This is a genomic window from Mycolicibacterium neoaurum ATCC 25795, from assembly GCF_000691525.1.
In the GTDB taxonomy this organism is placed as follows: Bacteria; Actinomycetota; Actinomycetes; order Mycobacteriales; family Mycobacteriaceae; genus Mycobacterium; species Mycobacterium neoaurum.
In genome coordinates, this window is record NZ_JMDW01000005.1 from 273,259 (window position 1) to 296,001 (window position 22,743).

The 22,743-nt window shown below is 68.5% G+C and carries 23 protein-coding genes; 8 read left to right on the forward strand and 15 right to left on the reverse strand.

All coding sequences use genetic code 11. The annotated features are described in order from the left end of the window. Positions 1-86 precede the first annotated feature (86 nt). A complete protein-coding gene (locus IC40_RS0105590; RefSeq protein ID WP_030133761.1) occupies positions 87-464 on the reverse strand; it encodes an STAS domain-containing protein in 378 nt (125 codons plus the stop codon). Between the two features lie 197 nt (positions 465-661). On the opposite strand from IC40_RS0105590, the gene IC40_RS0105595 reads away from it, so the two are divergent. Genes IC40_RS0105595 through IC40_RS0105605 form a run of 3 tightly spaced genes read left to right on the forward strand, consistent with a single transcriptional unit; the run spans position 662 to position 3,864 of the window. Next, a complete protein-coding gene (locus tag IC40_RS0105595; protein WP_042510027.1) occupies positions 662-2,929 on the forward strand; it encodes a SpoIIE family protein phosphatase in 2,268 nt (755 codons plus the stop codon). A 33-nt stretch (positions 2,930-2,962) separates the two neighbouring features. Beyond that, positions 2,963-3,256, forward strand: coding sequence for a putative quinol monooxygenase (locus IC40_RS0105600; protein WP_030133763.1), 294 nt, complete (start codon positions 2,963-2,965; stop codon positions 3,254-3,256). Then, entirely contained in the window at positions 3,256-3,864 is a 609-nt protein-coding gene (locus tag IC40_RS0105605) for a class I SAM-dependent methyltransferase (protein WP_030133764.1), read from the forward strand. The genes IC40_RS0105600 and IC40_RS0105605 overlap by 1 nt, the downstream gene beginning before the upstream one ends. Positions 3,865-3,868: 4 nt before the next feature. Here the strand turns inward: IC40_RS0105605 and IC40_RS26770 are convergent, their stop codons facing one another. The 4 genes from IC40_RS26770 to IC40_RS26785 form a co-directional block, all read right to left on the reverse strand. Beyond that, positions 3,869-4,369: a hypothetical protein gene (locus tag IC40_RS26770; RefSeq protein ID WP_051644274.1), complete on the reverse strand. Its 501-nt coding sequence runs from the start codon at positions 4,367-4,369 to the stop codon at positions 3,869-3,871. Then, entirely contained in the window at positions 4,366-4,935 is a 570-nt protein-coding gene (locus tag IC40_RS28440) for a hypothetical protein (protein ID WP_191293579.1), read from the reverse strand. Before IC40_RS28440 ends, IC40_RS26770 begins: the two co-directional genes overlap by 4 nt. Positions 4,936-4,983: 48 nt before the next feature. After that, the gene (locus IC40_RS26780) at positions 4,984-5,541 is read right to left on the reverse strand and encodes a hypothetical protein (protein ID WP_030133765.1); all 558 of its coding nucleotides are present in this window, start codon (positions 5,539-5,541) and stop codon (positions 4,984-4,986) included. Positions 5,542-5,808: 267 nt separating this feature from the next. After that, positions 5,809-6,846, reverse strand: coding sequence for a hypothetical protein (locus IC40_RS26785; RefSeq protein WP_138158194.1), 1,038 nt, complete (start codon positions 6,844-6,846; stop codon positions 5,809-5,811). A gap of 155 nt (positions 6,847-7,001) precedes the next feature. On the opposite strand from IC40_RS26785, the gene IC40_RS27975 reads away from it, so the two are divergent. Together IC40_RS27975 and IC40_RS0105625 are read left to right on the forward strand one after the other, a co-directional pair. Continuing rightward, positions 7,002-7,346, forward strand: coding sequence for a hypothetical protein (locus IC40_RS27975; RefSeq protein WP_138158195.1), 345 nt, complete (start codon positions 7,002-7,004; stop codon positions 7,344-7,346). A gap of 10 nt (positions 7,347-7,356) precedes the next feature. Then, positions 7,357-8,109, forward strand: a complete 753-nt coding sequence (locus tag IC40_RS0105625) for an enoyl-CoA hydratase (RefSeq protein WP_030133767.1) — start codon at positions 7,357-7,359, stop codon at positions 8,107-8,109. Here IC40_RS0105625 and IC40_RS0105630 read toward each other — a convergent pair. The 8 genes from IC40_RS0105630 to IC40_RS0105665 all read right to left on the reverse strand — a co-directional run bounded on the left by IC40_RS0105630 (position 8,106) and on the right by IC40_RS0105665 (position 17,419). Then, a complete protein-coding gene (locus IC40_RS0105630; RefSeq protein ID WP_030133768.1) occupies positions 8,106-9,212 on the reverse strand; it encodes a dihydrolipoamide acetyltransferase family protein in 1,107 nt (368 codons plus the stop codon). The genes IC40_RS0105625 and IC40_RS0105630 overlap by 4 nt on opposite strands. Next, positions 9,209-10,240 (reverse strand): alpha-ketoacid dehydrogenase subunit beta, encoded by a 1,032-nt coding sequence (locus tag IC40_RS0105635; RefSeq protein WP_030133769.1) that lies wholly within the window; start codon positions 10,238-10,240, stop codon positions 9,209-9,211. The genes IC40_RS0105630 and IC40_RS0105635 overlap by 4 nt, the downstream gene beginning before the upstream one ends. A gap of 1 nt (position 10,241) precedes the next feature. After that, positions 10,242-11,309, reverse strand: coding sequence for a pyruvate dehydrogenase (acetyl-transferring) E1 component subunit alpha (pdhA, locus tag IC40_RS0105640; RefSeq protein ID WP_030133770.1), 1,068 nt, complete (start codon positions 11,307-11,309; stop codon positions 10,242-10,244). Between the two features lie 96 nt (positions 11,310-11,405). Next, positions 11,406-12,218, reverse strand: a complete 813-nt coding sequence (locus IC40_RS0105645) for an HpcH/HpaI aldolase/citrate lyase family protein (protein ID WP_030133771.1) — start codon at positions 12,216-12,218, stop codon at positions 11,406-11,408. Beyond that, positions 12,215-12,712: a MaoC family dehydratase gene (locus IC40_RS0105650; protein ID WP_030133772.1), complete on the reverse strand. Its 498-nt coding sequence runs from the start codon at positions 12,710-12,712 to the stop codon at positions 12,215-12,217. The genes IC40_RS0105645 and IC40_RS0105650 overlap by 4 nt, the downstream gene beginning before the upstream one ends. Next, positions 12,712-13,872, reverse strand: a complete 1,161-nt coding sequence (locus IC40_RS0105655; protein WP_030133773.1) for an acyl-CoA dehydrogenase family protein — start codon at positions 13,870-13,872, stop codon at positions 12,712-12,714. The genes IC40_RS0105650 and IC40_RS0105655 overlap by 1 nt, the downstream gene beginning before the upstream one ends. Then, positions 13,869-15,875 carry an acetyl-CoA carboxylase biotin carboxylase subunit gene (locus tag IC40_RS0105660; protein ID WP_030133774.1) on the reverse strand — a complete coding sequence of 669 codons (2,007 nt, stop codon included), beginning with the start codon at positions 15,873-15,875 and terminating at the stop codon, positions 13,869-13,871. Before IC40_RS0105660 ends, IC40_RS0105655 begins: the two co-directional genes overlap by 4 nt. 5 nt (positions 15,876-15,880) lie before the next feature. Next, on the reverse strand, positions 15,881-17,419 hold the full coding sequence (locus IC40_RS0105665; protein ID WP_030133775.1) for a carboxyl transferase domain-containing protein: 1,539 nt from the start codon (positions 17,417-17,419) through the stop codon (positions 15,881-15,883). A gap of 80 nt (positions 17,420-17,499) precedes the next feature. On the opposite strand from IC40_RS0105665, the gene IC40_RS0105670 reads away from it, so the two are divergent. Then, positions 17,500-18,111 (forward strand): SACE_7040 family transcriptional regulator, encoded by a 612-nt coding sequence (locus IC40_RS0105670; protein ID WP_030133776.1) that lies wholly within the window; start codon positions 17,500-17,502, stop codon positions 18,109-18,111. Between the two features lie 33 nt (positions 18,112-18,144). Beyond that, positions 18,145-18,894, forward strand: a complete 750-nt coding sequence (locus IC40_RS0105675; RefSeq protein WP_030133777.1) for an MmpS family transport accessory protein — start codon at positions 18,145-18,147, stop codon at positions 18,892-18,894. On the opposite strand, the gene IC40_RS0105680 is transcribed toward IC40_RS0105675, so the two are convergent. Then, on the reverse strand, positions 18,891-20,192 hold the full coding sequence (locus IC40_RS0105680; protein ID WP_030133778.1) for an MFS transporter: 1,302 nt from the start codon (positions 20,190-20,192) through the stop codon (positions 18,891-18,893). The two genes, IC40_RS0105675 and IC40_RS0105680, sit on opposite strands and share 4 nt — an antisense overlap. A gap of 34 nt (positions 20,193-20,226) precedes the next feature. On the opposite strand from IC40_RS0105680, the gene cmrA reads away from it, so the two are divergent. Next, a complete protein-coding gene (gene cmrA / locus IC40_RS0105685; protein ID WP_030133779.1) occupies positions 20,227-21,033 on the forward strand; it encodes a mycolate reductase in 807 nt (268 codons plus the stop codon). A 51-nt stretch (positions 21,034-21,084) separates the two neighbouring features. Here cmrA and IC40_RS0105690 read toward each other — a convergent pair whose 3' ends face one another. Further along, a complete protein-coding gene (locus IC40_RS0105690; RefSeq protein WP_030133780.1) occupies positions 21,085-22,695 on the reverse strand; it encodes a helicase HerA-like domain-containing protein in 1,611 nt (536 codons plus the stop codon). Positions 22,696-22,743: the final 48 nt, after the last annotated feature.

A 22,743-nucleotide genomic window follows, 5' to 3' on the forward strand; every position in this document is an offset into this window, starting at 1 on the left:
TGTCTGTTAAGAGGGTTTGCCACCGTCACCTCCCTATTTGAGAGTGACCATAGCGCCCACTACCGACAGGTCGCGGCGAACAGGCGTCAGTCCCCGGTGGCCCGTAGCTCGTCGAACGCCGCACCCAGATTCGGTCGGATGGTCAGGACATCCGCCAGGCCGACCAGTTCAAGTGGTCGACGGGTGATCGGCCCATCGGCCACGACCACCAGCGGAACCTCCGGGATCAGCTGCTGATGCGTCTCCACCAGTACCGACATACCGTAGGAGGCGAGCAACTCGGTATCGGTCAGATCCACGATCACGGCCGTCGGTTGTTTCTTCAGCGCCGTGGCGATGACCTGCTGCAACGTCGGCGCGGTCACCATATCGATGGCACCGGCGCAGCTCACTACCACCGTCGTGTCATGCCACGATTCGGAGCAGACACACGGGGACGGGATGGGCTCAACTCGGTCGGGCATGGGTACCTCGCGCAAACGTCGACTCAGGGCGCAATGTCTCGCGGGCTGCTTCTTAACCAAACAAGCTAGAACGCCGAGTACTACGAGCCTAACGTAAAGATCCGGTTCCAATCGTGTCGCGGCACCCGAGCGGACGGCAATTCGCCGACCTGGCACGCTGTGCACCGTAGTCGGGGAGAGAACGGGGAGGTCTACCCATTTCGCGTCAGAATGATGATGACGTCGCCGTCGGGGGCCTCCTGCCGCCCGGCACCGTCATCGACCTGGACAATTGTGCGCGCGAGCCCATCCACATCCCCGGTAGTGTCCAGCCGCGCGGTGTGCTTGCAGTGGTCCGCGAACCCAGCTTCGAGATCCGCCAGATCAGCGCGAACGTCGACGACCTGCTGGGACGTTCCGTCGACGAAGTACTGAACAAGGACCTGTCGGCTCTCATCGGCATCGATCAGGCCAACCTGATCAGACAGGCCGCCGCCACCTTCGGAGACCTGCGCCAACGCAACCCCCTCGAGCTGACCATGGCGGTGCGCGGCTACACCCGGCCGTTCGACGCGCTGCTGCACCGCGAACCCGGCGGCATCCTGCTCATCGAAATCGAGATGGCATACGGCGAGCGCCCCTTCTCCTTCCCCAACACCTACCAGGCCGTCCGAAACTCGGTGGAGGAACTGAATCGCGCCGACGGGCTCGGGCCGCTCTACGACACCGCGGCGCGGGCGGTGCGCGAGCTCACCGGGTTCGACCGCGTCATGGTGTACCGATACGACCGCGACTACAACGGTGAAGTCGTCGCAGAGAACAAGCGTGAAGACCTCAATTCCTTCCTGGGACTTCACTATCCAGCCAGCGACATACCCGCCCAGGCACGCGCGATGTATGAGAAGAGCTGGCTGCGCCTGATCTCCGATGTCGATTACGCGCCGGCGCCGTTGGTGCCGCCGATGGACCCGGACAGTGGGACACCGGTGGACCTGACCCACGCCACCCTGCGCAGCGTCTCCCCCATTCACATCGAGTACCTGAAGAACATGGGCGTGCGCGCGTCGATGTCGATCTCGCTGTTGCGGCACGGACGGCTATGGGGTCTGATCGCCTGTCATCACTACGCAGGGCCGCACCTGCCGCCCTACGGTGCGCGCGCCGCCGCGGAGTTCCTCGGCTCTACATTGTCACTGCGGATGGTCGACCGATTCGACGAAGACCAGCTGCGCGAACAACTCGCCGCCCAATCGCTGTTGAGTCATCTGACCGCGGCGACGCACAACGACGCCGAACCGCTGGCCACCACACTGCTGGGCGTTCCCAGCGTGCTCGACCTGTTGCCCGCGACGGGGGTCGTGGTCAACGTCGGCGGTGAGTACGGCACGCTGGGTTCGCCGCCGGCTCCTGACCACGTCGCCGCCATCGCCGCGTGGGCCCGCAGCACCGGTGAGGACATTGCGGTCACCGAATGCCTGTCGCGCGATGTGCCCGCGGTGCCGGTCGATCCCCAGATCGCGGCCGGGGCGCTGGCGCTGAACCTGCCGGACGACCAGTACGTCATCTGGTTCCGCGATGAGGCCGTGCGTTCGGTGGATTGGGGTGGCGATCCGCACAACAAGGCGATCGCCGTACAAGAGGGAGATCAGGTCCGGCTCAGCCCGCGCAAATCATTCGACCGCTGGCGGGAAGTGGTCGACAAGTGCAGCGAGCCGTGGGCGCCCATCCAACTGGAGTCGGCCGAAGGGTTACGCGCCAATCTCGTCGAGGAGCTGTACCGCCGCACCCGCAGCGCGCTTCGGGTGGCCGAGGTGTTGCAACGCAGCCTGCTCCCGGAATCCATCCCGGCCGTCGAGGGTTGGGAATTGTCCGCCGACTACCGTCCTGCGGCCGGCGGACGAGTCGGTGGCGACTGGTACGACGCGTTCGAACTCCGCGATGGCCGGCTGGTCGTCCTGCTCGGTGACGTGGCCGGCCATGGCCTGGCCGCCGCGGGGACCATGGCTCAGTTGCGAAATGCTCTGCGGGCCAATCTGTTCGCCGGCGCCGCGCCCGGAACGGCCATCAGTGATCTGAATTCGTTCAGTGTCCACCTGATGCCCCGCACGTTCGCCACCGTCATCGTCGCCCGGATCGATATCCGCACCGGCCATGTGGAGGCGTCCTCCGCCGGTCATCTCATGCCGTTCATCACCGGGTCGGTCGACAACACGCCCACTGCGGCGCCGATCAAACTGTCGCCACCGATAGGCGTCCGGGGCGCGACCTACGTCACCAGCGAGTTCGTCCTGGAGCCCGGCCAGTTCATGGTGATGTTCTCGGACGGGCTGGTGGAACGGCGGACCGCCTCGATAGACGAAGGTCTGCAGCGCTTGGCGTCCCAGCTCGCGGCGTCCCGGGATCGACGTGCGCCGACGGTGTCGGCCGCGATGACGCCCAACGACACCGATGATGACGTTACCGTCATCAGCCTGGGCCGCCGGTGAACGCCGGTACCGACACACCTTGAGGAGATTGCAATGCCGGTGACCGTATTCCTCGAACTCCACTTCCAGCCGAGTGCCGTCGCACATGCCCGCGAAGTCATGGGGCGGGCGCTCCAAGACACCCGAGCGTTCGCCGGCAACATCGGCACCGAAGTTCTGATCGACGAGGATGACGAAACGCATTGGGTGATAAGCGAAGTGTGGGAGTCAGTCGAACATGACGAGGCTTACCGAGCGTTTCGCGCCGGCGCCGGCAAGCTCGCCGAGCTGCCGTCACTGCTGAGCGCGCCACCGAAGAAGACGCGGTACGTCACGTCCGACGTGTGATGCCGGTGGCCGCAACGGATGGCTACTGGAATCACAACACGGCTTACCATCCGTGGCTGCTCAAGCTTGCCCGTCGAGACGGTCATGCACTCGATGTGGGGTGCGGCGATTGCCTGCTGGCACAGCGCCTTGTCACGGTGTGCCGAACGGTGACCGCCCTGGATCCCGATTCGGCAGCGCTCACGCGGGCCCGGGAGCGGGTCGGAGCCGAGACGCGTATCTCGTTGCAGAACTGCTCATTCGACGAGTTCGAGCCCGGCGATTCGCGTTTCGACCTGATCACCTTCGTCGCAAGCCTGCATCACATGGACCTGCGTACGACGTTACAGAGAGCCGGCGACCTGTTGGCGCCCGGCGGGACCATCGCCGTCGTCGGGCTGAGCGCCAATACCTCGGTCAGTGACTGGCTGATCTCGGCCCTGTCCCTTCCCGCGGTGCGCCTCGGATCACGTTGGCACCGGGAGCAACCCGATATCGGCGTGGTCGTCGCCGACCCGCGCGAATCTCTATCCGAGATTCGACGCGTGGCCGGCGACGTCCTGCCGGGCGTGACGATCCGCCGAGCCCTTTACTACCGATACCTGATGCGCTGGACGCTGTCCGACTGACCGGTCACCAGTCGTCGGAGCGAATGCCCGCCGTGGCGTCGGGCATGACGCTGCCGGTGCCCGGTGTCGACAGGGACCATCCGCCGACTCCCTCGCACACCAGATCGGTCGGCATCGACACCTGCGATGGCACCGGGACACCCAGCCCTGAGATGCCCGGCATGTTCAGCTGCGGGGTGGGCAGCATTCCGGTCACTCCGCCGACGCCCGACGGGGCAGCCAGCGAGGGTTGCGGCAGCATTTCGGCCAGCACTCCCGTGACGCCGGCCAGTGGTGCCATCACCATGCCCGGCAGACCGGACGCGGCGCCGGCCGCCGGGAGGATCGCACCGGGAATCCCGGCGAATGCGGTTCCACCGCCCGCTGCCGCGGCGGGTGCGCCGACTCCGACCGCACCGGCGGGAGCAGCCGCCTGGACTGCGGCCACCGCAGGTGCGGTCACCGCCTGGACGGCTCCGAGGCCGCCCGTACTGGCCATCAGGGGGCCGACCGCGGCGGCATTCACACCACCAGCACCGCCCGCGCCACCGCCAGCCGCACCGCCAGCACCAGCCGCGCCGCCACCGGCACCACCCGCAGCGCCGCCACCAGCGCCGGCACCACCGGCAGCCGCACCGCCGCCCGCTCCTGCGCCGCCCGCACCGCCCGCTCCTGCGCCGCCCGCTCCTGCGCCGCCTGCACCACCGGCACCTGCACCACCCGCGCCGCCGGCAGCGCCACCGCCACCAGCGCCACCGGCACCACCCGCAGCGCCACCGCCACCGGCACCGCCAGCACCCGCGCCGCCTGCTCCGCCACCGGCGGCACCACCGCCGCCACCGGCACCACCCGCACCACCGGCAGCTCCACCGCCACCAGCGCCACCCGCACCACCGGCACCGGGGATCGCGACCGCCGCGGCATCCTCGATCGGTGCACCGATCGGCGCACCTGCGGCACGCGCAGCGGCATCGTCGAGGGCCGCGCCGGGCAATCCACCAGCACCAGGGGCACCACCTGCGCCGGGCAGACCGGCACCGGGCGCACCTGCCGCGCCCGCGGCGTCGACGAGCGCCGCCGCGGGACCTTCACCATTGAGTCCTGTGCTGGCCAGTAGCGGCCCTACACCCGCACTATCCATCAGGGGGGCGCCGCCTGCCGCATCGGCAAGCGGTGCGCCAAGCGCCGCGGGCGCTCCACCCCCGACCGGGGCACCGCCACCCACCGGAGCACCGCCACCCACGGGAGCGCCACCACCCACGGGAGCGCCACCACCGACCGGAGCGCCACCACCCACGGGAGCACCACCACCGACCGGAGCACCACCACCCACCGGGGCACCACCACCCACGGGAGCACCACCACCGGCAGGAGCGCCACCACCGGCAGCACCACCAGCCGGGGCACCACCACCGGCAGCACCACCCGCCGGGGCACCACCACCAGCAGCACCACCAGCCGGGGCACCACCGACTGCAGCCGCCGCAGCACCGGCACCGCCGGCGCCCGCACCGCCACCAGCCGCGCCGGCACCACCTGCGCCACCACCGGCCGCGCCCGCGCCACCGGTACCGCCGGCAGCCTGCAGCGCCGCACCGGATCCGCCACCGGTCGCCGCGCCCGCGTCAACGATCGCCGCAGCAGGTGCACCACCGACAGCGGCCCCCGGAGCGCCGCCAACCACCGCGCCGGGGGCACCGCCCCCTGCTACGCCGGGGACGCCGATACCCGGAACGCTGACGCCAGGAATGTCGACATCAATCGGCACCGACAGCTCCACCGGTGGAGACGAGATGTCCGCGGGCGGGCCCGACACCTGCACCGGCGGGGCATGCACCTCGACCGGCGGGGCCGCAACTTCGACAGGGGGTGCGTGCACCTCGACCGGCGGCACCGAGACCTGCGCCGGAGGCAACGCCACCTCGACCGGAGGAGCGGCCACCTCGACCGGCGGAACAGCGGCGGCTAGTTCAACCGGCGCACCGGCCACCCCGCCGCCCTCGACAACTCCGCCAGCAGGGACGGCACCTGCGCCGCCCACACCACCGCCACCGGTGGCGCCGCCACCAGCTGCACCGCCACCACCAGCACCACCGCCGGCCGCGCCGCCACCGGCACCACCGGCTCCTCCGCCGGCCGCTCCACCACCAGCGCCCGCTCCACCAGCACCACCACCGGCCGCTCCGCCACCAGCTGCACCGCCACCGGCGCCACCGCCGGCAGCGCCGCCGCCACCAGCCGCACCACCACCGGCACCGCCACCACCGGCACCACCACCAGCCGCTCCACCACCAGCGCCGGCGTCAGCACCACCGATCGCTGCCGCGGGGGCCGCACCTTCGCCGCCGCCGACCACCGGTGCGGCGGCGGCAGCAGGGGCAGCCGCCCCACCGTCGACCACTGCCGCAGCAGGGACCGGCACCTCGATCGCTGGCGGCGGTGCCACCGCGGCCGCGTCGACCAACTCGCCCGCGGGGGCGCCTGCCGGAGCCGCCACACCGGCAGCCGGATGAAGTGCGGCACCGCCGGGAGCACCACCGGGAGCACCGGGGGCTCCGCCGCCTGCACCGGGAGCTCCACCGCCACCAGCAGTGGCCGCGGCGTCAGCAAGCGGAGCTCCACCGGGAGCTCCGCCGCCACCGGGCGCCGCACCAGCGGCATCGACGATCGCTGCGCCCGGCGCTCCGCCGGCCCCCGGAACACCGCCTGCCAACGGAGCACCTGCTCCCGCGGCATCGACCAACGGAGCGCCTGCCGCGACGGGAGCACCGGCGCCCGCTCCACCGGCTCCACCGGCTCCCGCTCCGCCGGCTCCACCGGCTCCGGCACCTGCGCCGCCGGCACCACCCGCACCAGCACCACCCGCGCCGCCACCGGCCGCACCGGCACCACCACCAGCTCCGCCACCGGCAGCACCAGCGCCGCCAGCTCCACCGGCACCACCCGCGCCGCCGCCGGCAGCACCAGCACCGCCGGCACCACCTCCGGCCGCACCAGCTCCACCGGTTCCACCGCCGGTCACACCCGCCGCCGGGAATGCACCGGCCGCGGTCGCCGGGGGCACGACAACCGGCGCTGCTCCGCCGCCGGTGAACGGCGCGGCGATGCCCTGCAGCGACTGGCCGAGATCAGGCGGCGACGCGGCGAGGTTCTGCACCATGCCGACACACGGCACGCCGCCGGCGCTCGACTGCAACGCAGGTTGCGCATCGGCCGTCGCTATCAGCAACAGCGGCGGCGTGCACAAAGCCGCCGCAGCAAAAATGCTGACAGCCAAACGATTTGACCTACTCACCATGTCATCCCCAAGCGTTTTCAAATTGACGTCGCAGTCAGGGAAGAAGGTAAATGACATGCATGAAACTCACAGGCGCGCCAAACGGGACGGTTACCGTTCCGATGCAAAGGAGATCTGGGCCCGTGACAGAACAGCGGCGAAGTCCCAGGAAACCGCCGAAACGCCGTCACCACCTGGACACCGACTCGGCCGTCCCGAACCGTAGCCTTGTCGGCATGACCGACCTCGTCCTCGTCGATATCGCCGATCGCATCGCGACCATCACGGTCAACGATCCCGATCGGCGCAACGCCGTCACCGCCGAGATCTCGGCAGGCCTGCGCGCCGCGGTCGACGCCGTCGAATCCGACACCGACGTGCATGCGGTGATCGTGACCGGAGCAGGCAAAGCGTTCTGCGCCGGCGCCGACCTGACCGCGCTCGGTGCGGCGGCCGAGGACGGATTGCGCGTCATCTATGACGGTTTCCTGGCCGTGGCCGACTGCGCCCTACCGACCATCGCCGCGGTCAACGGTGCCGCGGTCGGCGCGGGCCTGAACCTGGCACTCGCCGCTGACGTCCGCATCGCGGGCCCGGCCGCATTGTTCGACCCCCGCTTTCAGAAACTGGGCATCCATCCCGGCGGCGGCGCCACCTGGATGCTGCAGCGCGGAGTCGGACCCCAGGTGGCCCGCGCCGCGTTGTTGTTCGGCAAGCGTTTCGACGCGCAGGAGGCGGTGCGGTACGGACTGGCGCTCGACGTCGCCGACGACCCCGTGGCCGCGGCGCGTGAACTGGCTGCCGGTCCCGCCGGCGCGCCGCGCGACGTCGTGATGGCGACAAAGGCCTCGATGCGGGCGACCGCGAATCCCGGTGTTGTGGACAGCGACCAGCACGCACTCGCTGTCGATATCGAAATCACCCCGCAGGCGCGTTCCATCGAGTCCCCGGAGTTCCAAAACCGGTTGTCCGCGGCCAAGCAACGCTAGAGATCGGCCAGCGCCAGCTCCGGTGCCTCCACCAACTCACGCAGATCGGTCAGGAACGCCGCAGCCTGCGCGCCATCGATGATCCGGTGGTCGAACGCGCAGCTCAACTCCATCGTCGCGCGAGCCATCACCGCGCCGTCGACGACCACCGCACGGGGCTTCAGCGAGCCCATACCGAGGATTGCCGCCTCGGGATAGTTGATCACCGGTACGCCCGAATCCAGACCCAGCGCACCGAAATTCGACACGGTGAACGTCGACCCCATCAATTCGGCCGGACGCAAAGTGCCGCCGCGCGCGCCGTCGATGACGCGTGCCAACTCGCCGGCGAGCGCACGGGTGGTGCGGTGCTGCGCGTCGGTGACCACCGGAACCAGCAGTCCGCGCGGCGTCGCCACACCGACGCCGAGGTGCACCGCCGAGTGCCGGTGGATCCGCGGACCGTCGGCGGTGTCCACCCACGTCGCGTTCAGCAGCGGATGTCGCGTCAGCACCAGTGCCAACAGCCGCAGCGTGAGCGCGAGCGGCGTGACATCGAGTCGACGAGAGAGCTGCTGCAACGCTGTCCCATCGACCACCACGGCGGCATGAGCATCCGGAATTCTGCTCCGCGACAGAGCCATCCGCTTCGCCATCTCGGTCTGCACACCGGAGAGCGGCGCCATGTCCGGGGTCGTCGAGGCGGACAGCACGTCACCGCGGGTGACGATGCCGTCGGGCCCGGTCGGCGTAAGCGAGGTCAGATCGATGCCATTGTCGCGAGCCAACTTTCGGACCGAAGGCTTGGCGCGGGCACGACGGGACGTGTCCAAGAGATCATCGGCGCCGTAGCCCACCAGCACCGGACCGGATCCCGAATTCTCGGCGACACCTATTCGCACCAGGACGGCACCGACGGCAAGCGTCTCCCCCACCGTCCCGCCGAGTTCGATGATCCGGCCGGCGTGTGGGCTCGGGATCTCGACCTCGGCCTTGTTGGTCTCCAATGTGCACAGCACCTGGTTGAGTTCGACGGTGTCACCCACCGCCACCGCCCAACCGGTGATGGTGGCTTCCTCCAACCCTTCACCAAGGTCGGGCACCCGGAACTCCCGGCCGCTCATTGCGCCATCACCTTCTCGACGCAGTCCAACAGCCGATCCACCCCTGGTAACCACAGTTTTTCCAGCCGCGCCGGTGGGTATGGGGTGTCGAATCCGGTGGCCCGCAACACCGGAGCCTCCAGGTCGTAGAACAGCTCCTCGGAGATGCGGGCCGCCAGTTCGGCACCGAAACCCAGCGTGCGCGGCCCCTCGTGCATGACCACGCACCGGCCGGTGCGCCGCACCGAATCGGCGATGGTGTCGAAGTCCAACGGGTTCAGCGTGCGCAGGTCCACGACCTCGACGCCGACACCTTGCTCGGCCGCCGACTCGGCGGCGTTGAGGGCGACATCCACCAGGCCTCCATAGGTGAGCACCGTGACGTGTTCACCGCGACGCCGGATGGCCGCACGCCCGAAAGGCAGCTCAGCAGCCTCGGTGTCGACGATTCCCCGCGTCCAGTACCGCCGCTTCGGCTCCAGGTAGACGATCGGATCCGGGCAGCTGATCGACTGCCGCAGTAGCCAATACGCGTCCGACGGCGTCGAGGGGACCACCACCTTCAGGCCGGCGGTGTGCAACCAGTAGGTCTCGGTGGACTCCGAGTGGTGCTCGACCGCGCCGATTCCGCCGAACGACGGGATGCGCACGGTCACCGGCATGTCGACATCACCGTGGGTACGCATCCGATACTTGGCCAGATGGCTGACCATCTGGTCGAAGGCCGGGGCGGAGAACCCGTCGAACTGGATTTCCGGCACCGGGACGAAGCCACGGATCGCCATCCCGATCGCGATGCCGATGATCGCCGACTCGGCCAGCGGCGTGTCGAAACAACGCCGCTCGCCGTATGTTTCGGCCAACCCATCAGTCACCCGGAACACGCCACCGAGTCGGGCGACATCCTCGCCGAACACCAGCACCCGATCGTCGGCGGACATCGCGTCATGCAGTGCCTGATTGACCGCCTGTGCCAGCGTCATGGTCAGCAACGACGGCCGGGGTTCTCCGAAGTCACCCGTCGGCGGTCGTTCGATGATCTGGGTCATCTCAGGACTCCTTCCCCAGCTCGACGAGCAACTCCTCACGTTGGCGCGCCAGCTCCGGGGTGATGTCGCGGTAGACGGTGTCGAACACCTCGGCGATATCGGGGTCGGGTGCTCCGACCAGCGCCGCCCGCAATTCCGTGCGCATGCGCGCCGCCCTGGTCGCGACCCGCTCGGCGAGCCGGTCGGTCAGCACTCCGGTCGCTTGCAGATAGGCGGTGTACCGGGCGATCGGGTCGCGGGCTGCCCAGTCCTGGACGTCCGCGTCGGTGCGGTAGCGGCTGGGATCATCGGAGGTGGTGTGCGGTCCCATCCGATAGGTGACCGCCTCGATGAACGTCGGTCCGCCACCATCGCGGGCACGCTGGGCGGCCTCGGACATCACGGCGAAGCACGCCAGGACATCGTTACCGTCGACGCGGACCGCGGGCATGCCGTAACCGGCGGCCCGATCGGCCAACGAGGTCGCCGCGTGTTGGCGGCGCTCCGGCGTCGAGATGGCGAACTGATTGTTCTGGATGAAGAACACGGTGGGCGCGGCGAAGACCGCGGCCAGGTTCAGCGCCTCGTGCGCGTCGCCCTCGGAGGTGGCGCCGTCACCCATGAACGCCACCGTCACCGAATCCTCGTCGAGGCGTTGGGCGGCCATCGCGGCGCCGACGGCGTGCAAGCCGTGGGTGCCGATCTGAATGGAGATCGGCGCGCAACATCTCTCGGTGAACGACAGTCCGCCATGCCAGGAACCGCGCCACACCGCGCCCATCTGTGCGGGTGAGATACCGCGGGTCAGGAACGCCCCCAGCTCGCGGTACTGCGGGAACAGCCAATCGGTCTTGCGCAGGCTCGCGGTCGCGCCGACCTGCGCCGCCTCCTGCCCGCGGCAGGAGGCGTAGAGCGCGAGCTCGCCCTGGCGCTGCAGGTTCACGAACTCGATGTCGAGTTCGCGGGTCAGCACCATCAGCTCATAGAGCCAGCTCAAGGTCTCGGGTGGGAGATCGCGCCGATAGCGCGTCTCGGAGGTCGGGGTGCCATCGGCACCGACCAGTTGTAGGGGTGCAGAAATGACAGCCATACCGCCTCCTTCAGGGTGGCGGCATGTTCGGCCGCCGTTTCCTCGAGGTGCTCGGCACGGAGGCGGTGGTCGCGACCCCCTGGTCAGGGGCGCCGGCTAGCTACCGGGGTGGGGCGCAAGCTGGACTATCCGCTCGGCCCGCCGCAGTACCGGGGCATCCACCATTATGCCCTCGAAGGCGAATGCGCCCCGGTGGTTTGCCGCTGCGGCCAGGACGTGTCGCGCCCACCGCACCTGCTCTCCCGTAGGCGCGTAGCCGTCCCGGATCACGCTGACCTGCGTCGGGTGTAGCGCGACCTTGATATCGAAGCCGACGGCGACGGCGTCATCGGTCTCGCGCCGCAGGCCGTCGAGATCCTTGATGTCGATGTACACCGAGTCCAGCGCGAGCTTTCCGTGGGCCTTGGCGGCCAGCAGCGACTGCGACCGCACGTGCTTGGCGACCTCGCGGTAGGTCCCGTCGGCGACACGGTTGGTGGTACCGCCGAGGGCACCGAACAGGTCCTCCGCACCCCACATGACGCCGATGGTGTTGGCCGCGGCGGCCGTCTCGGCCACCTTGAGCGCGCCCAGTGGGGTCTCGACGATGAGGACCACCTGCAGCGGCGCCAGCGCGGTCACCTGTTCGGGTGCCTCGCATTTGGGCAGCATGACCGTGGTGTAGTCGGTGCGGCCCAGGGCCTCCAGATCCAGCCGCTGGTCTTCGGTGCCGTGCGGGTTGATCCGGATGACGGTGCGGGCCGGATCCAGTGGGGTGTCGACGATCGCGTCCCGCGCGGCGGGTTTGTCACCGGCGCCGTCCTCAAGGTCGAGGATGACGACATCGGCGGCGGCCGCGGCCTTGGCGAAGCGTTCGGGACGGTCGGCCGGGCAGAAGATCCATGCCGGACCATTGTTGGCAAAGCTCACCGGTCCTCCTGAGGCCTTTTGCGCACCATGGTCTTTCGCGATGCGGTGGCGACGATGTCACCGTGCTGGTTGCGGCCGACGTGGGAGAAGGTGACGATCCCCTCGCCCGGACGGCTCTTGGATTCCCGCTTGTCGACGACCTCGGACTCGGCGTAGAGCGTGTCACCGTGGAAGAGCGGCTTGGGGAACGCGATCTCGGAGAATCCGAGGTTGCCGACGATGGTGCCCTGGGTCAATTGCGCCACCGACAGCCCGACGAGCGTCGACAGGGTGAACATGGAGTTCACCAGTCGCTGGTTGAACGGCGGCAGCGCGTCGGAGAAGGCCGCGTCCAGATGTAATGCCTGGGTGTTCATCGTCAAGGTGGTGAACAGGACATTATCGGCCTCGGTGATGGTGCGGCCCGGCCGGTGCAGATACAGCACCCCGGTTTCGAACTCCTCGAACCACAGCCCGCGCTGCTCGACCGTTCGTTTCGGCGTCTGGTCACTCATCAGAGGCCCAGCCCACGCGCGATCAACATCAGCTGCACTTCGGTTGTGCCCTCGCCTATTTCGAGGATCTTGGAGTCCCGGTAGTGGCGTGCCACCGAGTACTCGTTCATGAACCCGTAGCCACCGAAGATCTGAGTGGCGTCGCGAGCGTTGTCCATTGCCGCCTCACTGGACACCAGTTTGGCCACCGAGGCCGCCTTCTTGAACGGCTTGCCCGCCAGCATGAGTGCGGCGGCGTCGTAGTAGGCCGTGCGCGCGACATGCGCGCGCGCCTCCATCCGGGCGATCTTGAATGCGATGGCCTGATATGTGCCGATGGCCGCACCGAAAGCCTCGCGTTCCTTGGCGTACTTCACGCACTCGTCCACACAACCCTGTGCGGCGCCCACCGACAGCGCGGCGATCGCGATGCGGCCCTCGTCGAGGATGCTCAGGAAATTGGCGTACCCGCGGCCGCGTGCGCCGAGCAGATTCTCGCGAGGCACCCGCACATCGTCGAAGCTCAGCGGATGGGTGTCCGAGGCGTTCCAGCCGACCTTGTTGTAAGCCGGTTCGGCGGTGAACCCTGGCGTCGGAACCGGCACCAGGATGGCCGAGATCTCCTTCTTGCCATCGGTCTCACCGGTCACGGCCGTGACGGTGACCAGCTTGGTGATATCGGTCCCGGAGTTGGTGATGAACTGCTTGGAGCCATTGATCACCCAGTCCGAACCGTCCTCCTTGGCGGTGGTCTTGGTGGCGCCGGCATCGCTGCCGCCGCCGGCCTCGGTGAGCCCGAAAGCACCCAGGGCCTTTCCGCTGGCCAACAGCGGCAGCCACTGCTGCTTCTGCGCGTCATTGCCGAACCGGTAGACCGGCATGGCGCCCAGGGAGACACCGGCTTCCAGGGTGATGGCCACGCTCTGGTCGACCTTGCCGAGTTCCTCCAGCGCCAGGCACAGCGCGAAATAGTCGCCACCCATGCCGCCGTACTCCTCAGGGAACGGCAGGCCGAACAGGCCCATCTCGGCCATGCCATCGACGACCTCGTACGGGAAGCTGTGTTCCTCATCGTGTGTGGCGGCCACCGGCGCCACCACGCTCTGCGCGAAGTCACGCACGGTCTTGGCCAGCTGCGCGTAATCGTCGGGCAGTGTGCCTGTGGAAAGGTAATCGGTCATTGTTGAGACTCCTTGCTGGCGGTGACGCGGGCAAGCGGCTGCCCGACCTTGACCTGGTCGCCGACGGCGACGAGTAGCTCCACGACACCGTCGACCGGTGCGGAGAGCGCGTGCTCCATCTTCATCGCCTCGACGGTGACGACGACCTCGCCCGCGGACACACCCGCTCCGTCCTCGACACCCACGGCAACCACCGAACCCGGCATGGGACTGTGCAGTTCGGCGTCGCCGGCGTGCTCGTCGTCGGCGCGTACCGGCGCCTCACGCACCTCATGCACCACGACGGTGCGGGCCGGGCCGGCCAGCCAGATGTCGGTGCCGTCGGCGGCCGCGATGTATTCGGTGCGCAACCCGTCGACGTCGATGGTGAGCACCCGGCCGGACAGGGTGGCGCCGATGCGACAGCTCTGCCCGTGTTCGACGGAGGCCGTTGCCGATTCGGGCACGCCCGTGAGGCTGACGTGCTCGACCCGCTCCCCTGCGCCCAGACGCGCTACGGTCGGGGCGTGGGCGCCCGTGCGCCACCCCGAGGGCGCCGACCACGGATCATCGCTGCGAGTCTGCCAGGCCTGCAGCCAACAAAACGTCGCGGCTGCGATCAGGTCTGTGTCATCGGCCTGCGGGGCAATGTAATCCGGTAGACGTCGATCCAACAGTCCGGTGTCGAGGCGGCCCGCCTGCACATCGGGATCGGCCAGCAGGAACCGCAGGAAATCGATGTTGGTGGTGACGCCCAGGACCGCGGTGTCGGACAGCGCACGGTCCAGACCACGCAGTGCCGCATCGCGGTCCGGTCCGTGGACGATCACCTTGGCCAGCATCGGGTCATAGTCGCTGCCCACCACCGTGCCGGGAAAAATCCCCGAATCGATTCGGGTCGTGACGATTCCCCTGGTGCCGGCCGGTTCGACGACATCGAGCACCGTGCCACCGGTCGGCAGGAATCCGCTGCCGGGATCCTCGGAGTACACCCGCGCCTCGATGGCATGCCCGGTCAACGTGACGTCCTGTTGGGCGATGTGCAACGGGTCGCCGGCGGCGATGCGGACCTGCTGTTCGACGAGATCCACCCCGGTGACCATCTCGGTCACCGGATGCTCGACCTGCAAGCGGGTATTCATCTCCATGAAGAAGAACTCGTCGGGACGGTCGGCCGAGACGATGAATTCCACGGTGCCCGCGCCGGTGTAGTCGACGCTGCGGGCGGTGTTGCATGCCGCCTCGCCGATACGGGCCCGGGTGGCCGCATCCAACAGCGGCGACGGCGCCTCCTCGATGACCTTCTGGTGCCGACGCTGCAGACTGCATTCACGCTCACCGAGGTGGATCACGTTGCCATGGTTGTCGGCCAGCACCTGGACCTCGATATGCCGGGGATTCAACACGAACCGTTCCAGGAACAGCGTGTCGTCACCGAATGCCGACGCTGCTTCGCGCCGCGCCGAGACCAGGGCCGCCGGTAGCTCGGCGGCATCGCGCACCACCCGCATACCCTTGCCGCCACCGCCCGCGGAAGGCTTGACCAGGACCGGAAAGCCCACTTCCGGTGCGCCGGCGATCAGCTCGTCGTCGGTCAGCCCGGGCCGCGAGATGCCGGGCACCACCGGGACGTCGAACTCCGAGACCGCTGCCTTGGCCGCGATCTTGTCACCCATCGTCTTGATGGCTTTCACCGGCGGACCGATGAACACGATGCCCGCGGCGTGCAGGGCGGCCGCGAAATCTGCGTTCTCGGCCAGGAATCCGTATCCGGGATGCACGGCCTGCGCACCGGTGCGCCGGGCGGCATCGACGATGGCATCGATGTTCAGATAACTCTGCCGGGCCGCGGCCGGACCGATGCGCACGCCCGTATCGGCCTCGCGGACGTGCCGGGCACCGGCGTCGGCGTCGCTGTAAACCGCGACCGATCGGATGCCCAGCGCGCGCAGCGACCGGATGACGCGGACGGCGATCTCCCCGCGGTTGGCGACCAGCACAGTGTGGAAGAGTTGGGTAACCATCTGCATCACATCCTGAAGACGCCGTAGGACACCGGCTCCAACGGAGCCTGTGCGGCCACTGACAGGGCAAGTCCCAGAACCGTTCTGGTGTCGGCAGGATCGATCACGCCGTCATCCCACAATCGAGCGGTCGAATAGTACGGATTGCCCTGGTGTTCGTACTGCTCACGAATCGGCGCCTTGAAGGCCTCCTCCTGCTCCGGTGTCATCTCACCTCGCACCGTGGCCAGCACCGAGGCGGCCTGCTCACCGCCCATGACCGAGATGCGGGCGTTGGGCCACATCCACAGGAAACGCGGCGAGTACGCGCGTCCGCACATCGAGTAGTTGCCCGCACCGTAGGACCCACCGATGACCACGGTGAGCTTAGGCACCCTGGCGCACGCGACCGCGGTGACCATCTTGGCACCGTGCTTGGCGATACCGCCAGCCTCGTAATCGCGGCCCACCATGAATCCGGCGATGTTCTGCAGGAACACCAGCGGGGTGTTGCGCTTGTCGCACAGTTCTATGAAATGTGCACCCTTGACCGCGGATTCGCCGAACAACACGCCGTTGTTCGCGATGATCCCGACGGGGTGACCATGGATGTGGGCGAAGCCGGTGACCAGCGTGGTGCCGTACTCGGCCTTGAACTCGGCGAATTCACCGCCATCGACGATCCGGGTGATCACCTCGTGCACGTCGTAGGGCACCCGCGAATCCACCGGGACCACATCGTAGAGCTCGGTTTGGTCGGCGATCGGATCGACGGCGGGCCGCATCTGCCACGGTGGGTCCTGTCGCGGGCCGACGGTGGACACGATGCGGCGGACGATGCGCAGCGCGTCACGGTCGTCGTTGGCGAGATGGTCTGTGACACCGGAGGTCTTAGCGTGCAGGTCTCCGCCGCCGAGTTCCTCTGCGGTGACCACTTCACCGGTCGCGGCCTTCACCAGGGGTGGCCCGCCCAGGAAGATGGTGCCCTGGTTGCGGACGATGACGGCCTCATCACTCATCGCCGGGACGTACGCGCCACCGGCGGTACAGGATCCGAGCACCGCGGCGATCTGCGGGATGCCCTTGGCGCTCATGGTTGCCTGGTTGAAGAAGATCCGCCCGAAGTGTTCGCGGTCGGGGAACACCTCGTCCTGGCGTGGTAGGAAGGCGCCGCCGGAATCGACGAGATAGATACACGGCAGCCGGTTCTGCGCCGCGATCTCCTGGGCCCGCAGGTGCTTCTTGACGGTGATCGGGTAGTAGGTGCCGCCCTTGACGGTGGCGTCGTTGGCCACCACCATGCATTCCCGTCCGCTCACCCGGCCGATACCGGCGATCAGCCCGGCCCCGGGGCATTCGTCGTCATACATGCCATCGGCGGCCAGCGGCGCGATATCGAGGAACGGACTACCCGGATCCAGCAGGGTGTCCACCCGCTCCCGAGGTAACAGCTTTCCCCGCCCGACATGGCGGTCCCGCGCCTTGTCCGGTCCGCCCCGTGCCGCGGTGGCCAGTTTGGCGCGGAGTTCGGACACCAGCGCGGTGTGCGCTTCACTATGCGTCATCGATGAACCCGTCCATTTGAGTTAATCATGATTAACTCGTGGTATGTTAATCGGAATTAACTCAAATGTCTACGTTCGAGATGGATCCGGGGATGCCCACTGAGACTCCGCGCAGCAGAGCCAAATCCGACAGGCGCGACCAGTTGATCGCCGCGGCGGAACGATTGGTAGCCGAACACGGGTACCTGTCGGTCCGATTGGAGGACATCGGCGCGGCGGTCGGCGTCAGCGGTCCGGCGATCTACCGTCACTTCGCCAACAAGGAGGCCCTGCTGGTCGAGCTGTTGGTCGGGATCAGCACCAGGTTGCTGGCCGGCGGACAATCCGTCGTCGCCGAGGCAGCCGGGGCACGCGACGCCCTGGACGGCCTGATCGAGTTCCACCTCGACTTCGCTCTCGGCGAATCCAATCTCATCCGCATTCAGGACCGCGACCTGAGCCACCTGCCGACGGCCGCCGCGCGGCAGGTACGGAAAGCGCAGCGGCAGTACGTCGAGATCTGGGTCGACGTACTGCGCCGGATCGACCCCGATATCGACGAGGCCGACGCCCGCGTGATGGCGCATGCCGCGTTCGGCCTGCTCAACTCCACTCCGTACAGCCTGAAAGCCCCGAGCACCACGCACTCGTCCAGGCCGGTGCTGCGGGCGATGACGGTCGCCGCATTGACCGCCGCCCACCGAAATCCGTAGCCGCGCGGGTACCGTGGGGCCCATGAGGTGGGCATGACCGAATATCCCCGTCGGGACGAGCCGACCCGTCGGCTCGACGGTGGCCAATACGGCTATCCCGGGTACTCCGATCCCGCGTACGCGGGGCAGAGCCCTTACAGCGCTCGGCCCACCGAGCAGATCCCGGCCTATCCCGCCTACGGCTACGACCCCTACACCGGTCAATACGGTGGCACACCGCCTCCCCCGCCGCCCGGCGCTCCCGAGCCACCGGAGCCGCCACGGACTCCGCGTTGGTTGTGGGTGGTCGCCGGTATCGCCGTCGTCACCGTCATCGGGTTGGTCATCGCGCTGGTGATCGTCAACAGCAGCCAGCAGCAGACCGTCATGGCGCCCGTGCCCTCGCTGACCGAACCGATCGTCACACCCTCGCCGACCACCACCACCCGGCGCCCCACCACGACGACGACCAGCCCCCGCACCGCCGCACCGGCGCCCAGCACGACACCGTCGACCACCGCGCCGTCAACCCCGGGCACCACCGAAACAGTCGTCTACACCGTCAGCGGGCAGGGCCGGGCCATCAACATCACCTACGTCGACAACGGCGGCGTCCTGCAGACCGAGTTCAATGTGGTCCTGCCCTGGAGCAAAGAGGTGTCGCTGCCGGGCCCGGCCAACCAGTCGGCCAGCGTGAGCATCATCAACGTCGGCCGCGAGGTCACCTGCTCGATCGACATCGAGGGCGCTCAGGTTCAGCAGCGCACCGGCTCCGGCCTGACGATCTGCAGCCCGCTGCCCTAACGCGCGCTGACCCGCGGCGTCTTGACGCCCAGCATCAGGATCAGGCCGAGACCCAGCACCGCGCAGAGTCCGCCCATGCCGGCCCGGTCGGTGCCGAACGCGTCGATGAACAGGAAGAACAGCCATGGCGCGAGCGGGGCGGCAGCCCGGCCGGTGGTCATGTACAACCCGAACGCGACACCCTCCTTGCCCTCGGTGGACATCCGCAACATCTGGGTGCGTGCTGCCGAGAGCGTCGGGCCGATGAACAGACACAGCAACAGCCCGCACACCCAGAACGCCAGCTGACCCGACAACGTCATCAGCGTCAGCCCGACGACGATCATCAGCGACAGTGCACCGAGGATCACCGGCTTGGCCCCGAACCGGTCGTCGAGCAGCCCGCCGACCACCGCGCCCAGCGCAGCAACCAAGCAGGCACACACCCCGAACAGCAGCACGCTGGCCGGAGAGATGCCGTACACGTTCACCCCGAGCACCGCGCCGAAAGTGAACACCCCGGTGAGACCGTCGCGGAACACCGCGCTGGCGACCAGGTAGTAGACGACGTTGCGGTCACGACGCCACTCGCTGCGCACCTCGTGCCACAGCTTGCGGTAGGAGGCGATGATGCCGATCGGCCGATGTGCGGCGTCCGCAGGCGGATTCGGCCCCTTGAGCACCAGCGGCAGCGCGAACACCACGAACCAGGCGGCGGTCAGCAGCATCGCGGCCCGCACATTCTGGCCGTCGTCGGTGGGCAGCCCGAGCAGGCCGCCGTCACCGGAGATGAACAGGGCGTAGACGATCAGCAGCAGGCCCACGCTGCCGCCGTAGCCGACGGCCAGTCCGGCACCGGAGATGCGTCCCGAGGTTGCCGGCGTGGACAGCTGGCTCAGCATCGCGTTGTAGGGCACGGTCGCCAGGTCGTTACAGGCGGCGGTGATGGCCAGCAAGGCCAACCCGGCCCACAGATACGTGTAGTCGGTGCCGATCAGGCTCATGCTGGCGACCAGCATCACGACCGCCCCCGTCAGCAGCGCCAGGGCGCGACGGCGACGGTGCGGCGCGTCCACCCAGATCCCGGTGATCGGCGCGAGCAGCGCGACGATCACGCCGGCCACCGTGAGCGCGCGACCCAGCCAGCTCGACGGTGAGGTGTCCCCCGGCAGACCCTCCCCGACGGCGTTGGTGAGATAGACGGAGAAGACAAAGGTCACCACGATCGCGTTCACCGCGGTGGCACCGCAGTCGTAGAGAACCCACGATCGGACCTGGGACCGCCGGGCCGTATCGGGCGCCGACCCGGGGCTGCTCATGGCCGTCACCCTAACGGTCCCTACGATTTCTCCCATGCCAGTACCCGCTCCCCATCCCGATGCCCGCGCAGTCGTCACCGGCGCCTCGCAGGGCATCGGTGAGGCCCTCGCCTTCGATCTCGCCGGACGCGGCCACCATCTGATCGTCACCGCGCGCCGCGGTGACGTGCTGACCGAACTCGCCGAGCGCATCACCGCGCGCCACGGTGTGACGGTCGAGGTGCGCGCGGTCGATCTGGCCGACCCGACCGCCCGCGAGGTGTTCTGCCAGGAGCTGGCCGGGCGCAACATCTCGATCCTGTGTGCCAATGCCGGCACCGCCACCTTCGGCCCCCTGGCCAAGCTCGATCCGGCCGGCGAGAAGGCTCAGGTACAGCTCAACGCCATCGCGGTGCACGATCTGTGCCTGGCCGTACTGCCGGGCATGCTGGAGCGCCAGGCCGGCGGGATCCTGATCTCCGGCTCGGCGGCCGGGAACTCCCCGATCCCGAACAACGCCACCTACGCGGCCACCAAGGCCTTCGCCAACACGTTCAGCGAGTCGCTGCGCGGTGAGGTGAAGAAGGACGGCATACACGTCACGCTGCTGGCGCCCGGACCGGTGCGCACCGAACTGCCGGATGTCTCCGAGCAGTCGTTGGTCGAGCGGCTGATCCCGGATTTCCTGTGGATCAACACCGAGTACACGGCCAAGGTGTCGCTGGACGCTCTTGAAGCCAACAAGATGCGCATCGTGCCGGGTCTGACGTCCAAGGCCATGTCGGTGGCCAGCGGGTACGCCCCGCGCGCGATCGTCACCCCGATCGTCGGCGCGGTCTACAAGAAACTCGGCGGCGAGTAACGATTTCGGCGCGCCGGCGCTCGGTCAGCGAGCGCGAGCGCGCCGAAATCACTAGCGCCGCCGACGCCGGCCGGTACCGAAGATGCTGCGGGTGATCTCCCGCCCGATCACCGTGCCCGCCGAGCGCATGGCGCTCTTGAACGCCGGGCTGTCCACCACCTTGTCCAGCAGGCTCGGCTCCATCGGGGCCGGCGGCGGGTAATCGGGGATCGCGACCGGATCCGGATACAACGGCGGAGGCAGATCAGGCACGGTCGCGGTCGGCGGGACCGGCGGCGGGGCGGTCACCGGCGGCGGGGGTGGCGCCAGTCGCGCGGTGAGCAACTCGTAGGCCGACTCGCGGTCGACGGTCTGCCCGTAGGTCGCCTGTAACGGACTGGCCTGCGCCGCCGCCCTGATCGCGTCCACACCGATGGTGTCCATCAGGGAGCGCGGCGCCCGCATCCGGGTCCAGGCGACCGGGGTGGGTGCGCCGTTCTCCGAGAGCACGGTGACGATGGCCTCCCCGATGCCCAGCGATGTCAGCGCCGACTCCAGGTCATAGGTCGTGGTCTTGGGATAGGTGCGGACGGTCTTGGACAGCGCCTTCTGGTCGTCAGGGGTGAACGCACGCAACGCGTGCTGCACCCGGGCGCCGAGCTGGCTGAGCACGCCGTTGGGCACATCGGTGGGGAGCTGGGTGCAGAAGAAGACGCCGACGCCCTTGGAGCGGATCAACTTCACGGTCTGCTCCACCTGAGCCAGAAATGCCTTGGAGGCATCCTCGAACAGCAGGTGCGCCTCGTCGAAGAAGAACACCAGTTTCGGCTTGTCCAGGTCGCCCTCCTCGGGCAGCGTCGTGAACAGGTCGGCCAACACCCACATCAGGAAGGTCGAGAACATCACCGGGCGGGCCGCCTGCGCACCGAGCTCCAGCAGCGTGATGACGCCGCGGCCCTGTGCGTCGACCCGGATCAGGTCCTTGGGCTCCAGCTCCGGCTCGCCGAAGAAGGTGTCCGCGCCCTCGGCCTCCAGGTTGACCAGCGCGCGCAGGATCACCCCGGCCGTCGTGGTCGACACCGCGCCCAGCGCCTTCAGTTCGGGTTTGCCCTCGTCGCTGATCAGGTACTGGATGACCGCGCGCAGGTCTTTGAGATCCAGCAGTGCCAGCCCCTTCTGATCGGCGAAGTGAAAGATCAGTCCGAGCGTCGATTCCTGGGTTGCGTTGAGCCCCAGCACCTTCGACAGCAGGATCGGGCCGAAACTGGTGATTGTCGCGCGCACCGGGACGCCGATCCCGTCGGTGCCAAGGGACAGGAACTCGACCGGGTAGCCGGCCGGCGCCCAGGTATCGCCGGTGTCGGCGGCGCGTTGCAGGGTTCGGTCACTGGCGGCGCCCGGCTGCGACAAGCCCGACAGGTCGCCTTTGACATCGGCCATCACGACGGGCACCCCGGCGGCCGAGAGCTGCTCGGCCATCAGCTGCAGTGACTTGGTCTTACCCGTGCCGGTGGCGCCGGCGACCAGACCGTGCCGGTTCACCATCGCCAACGGGATGCGCACCGCGGCGCCCGGATCGACGACCCCGTCGACGACGACCGCGCCGAGCTCCAGAGCCTGCCCCTGGGTGGCGTAACCTGCGGCGATCTGCTGTGCGGGGGTCTGCTCGGGCTGCACCGTCATGCGGCAGACATTACTGAAGTGCACCCCGTGGGGGCGGGTTCGCGCAGC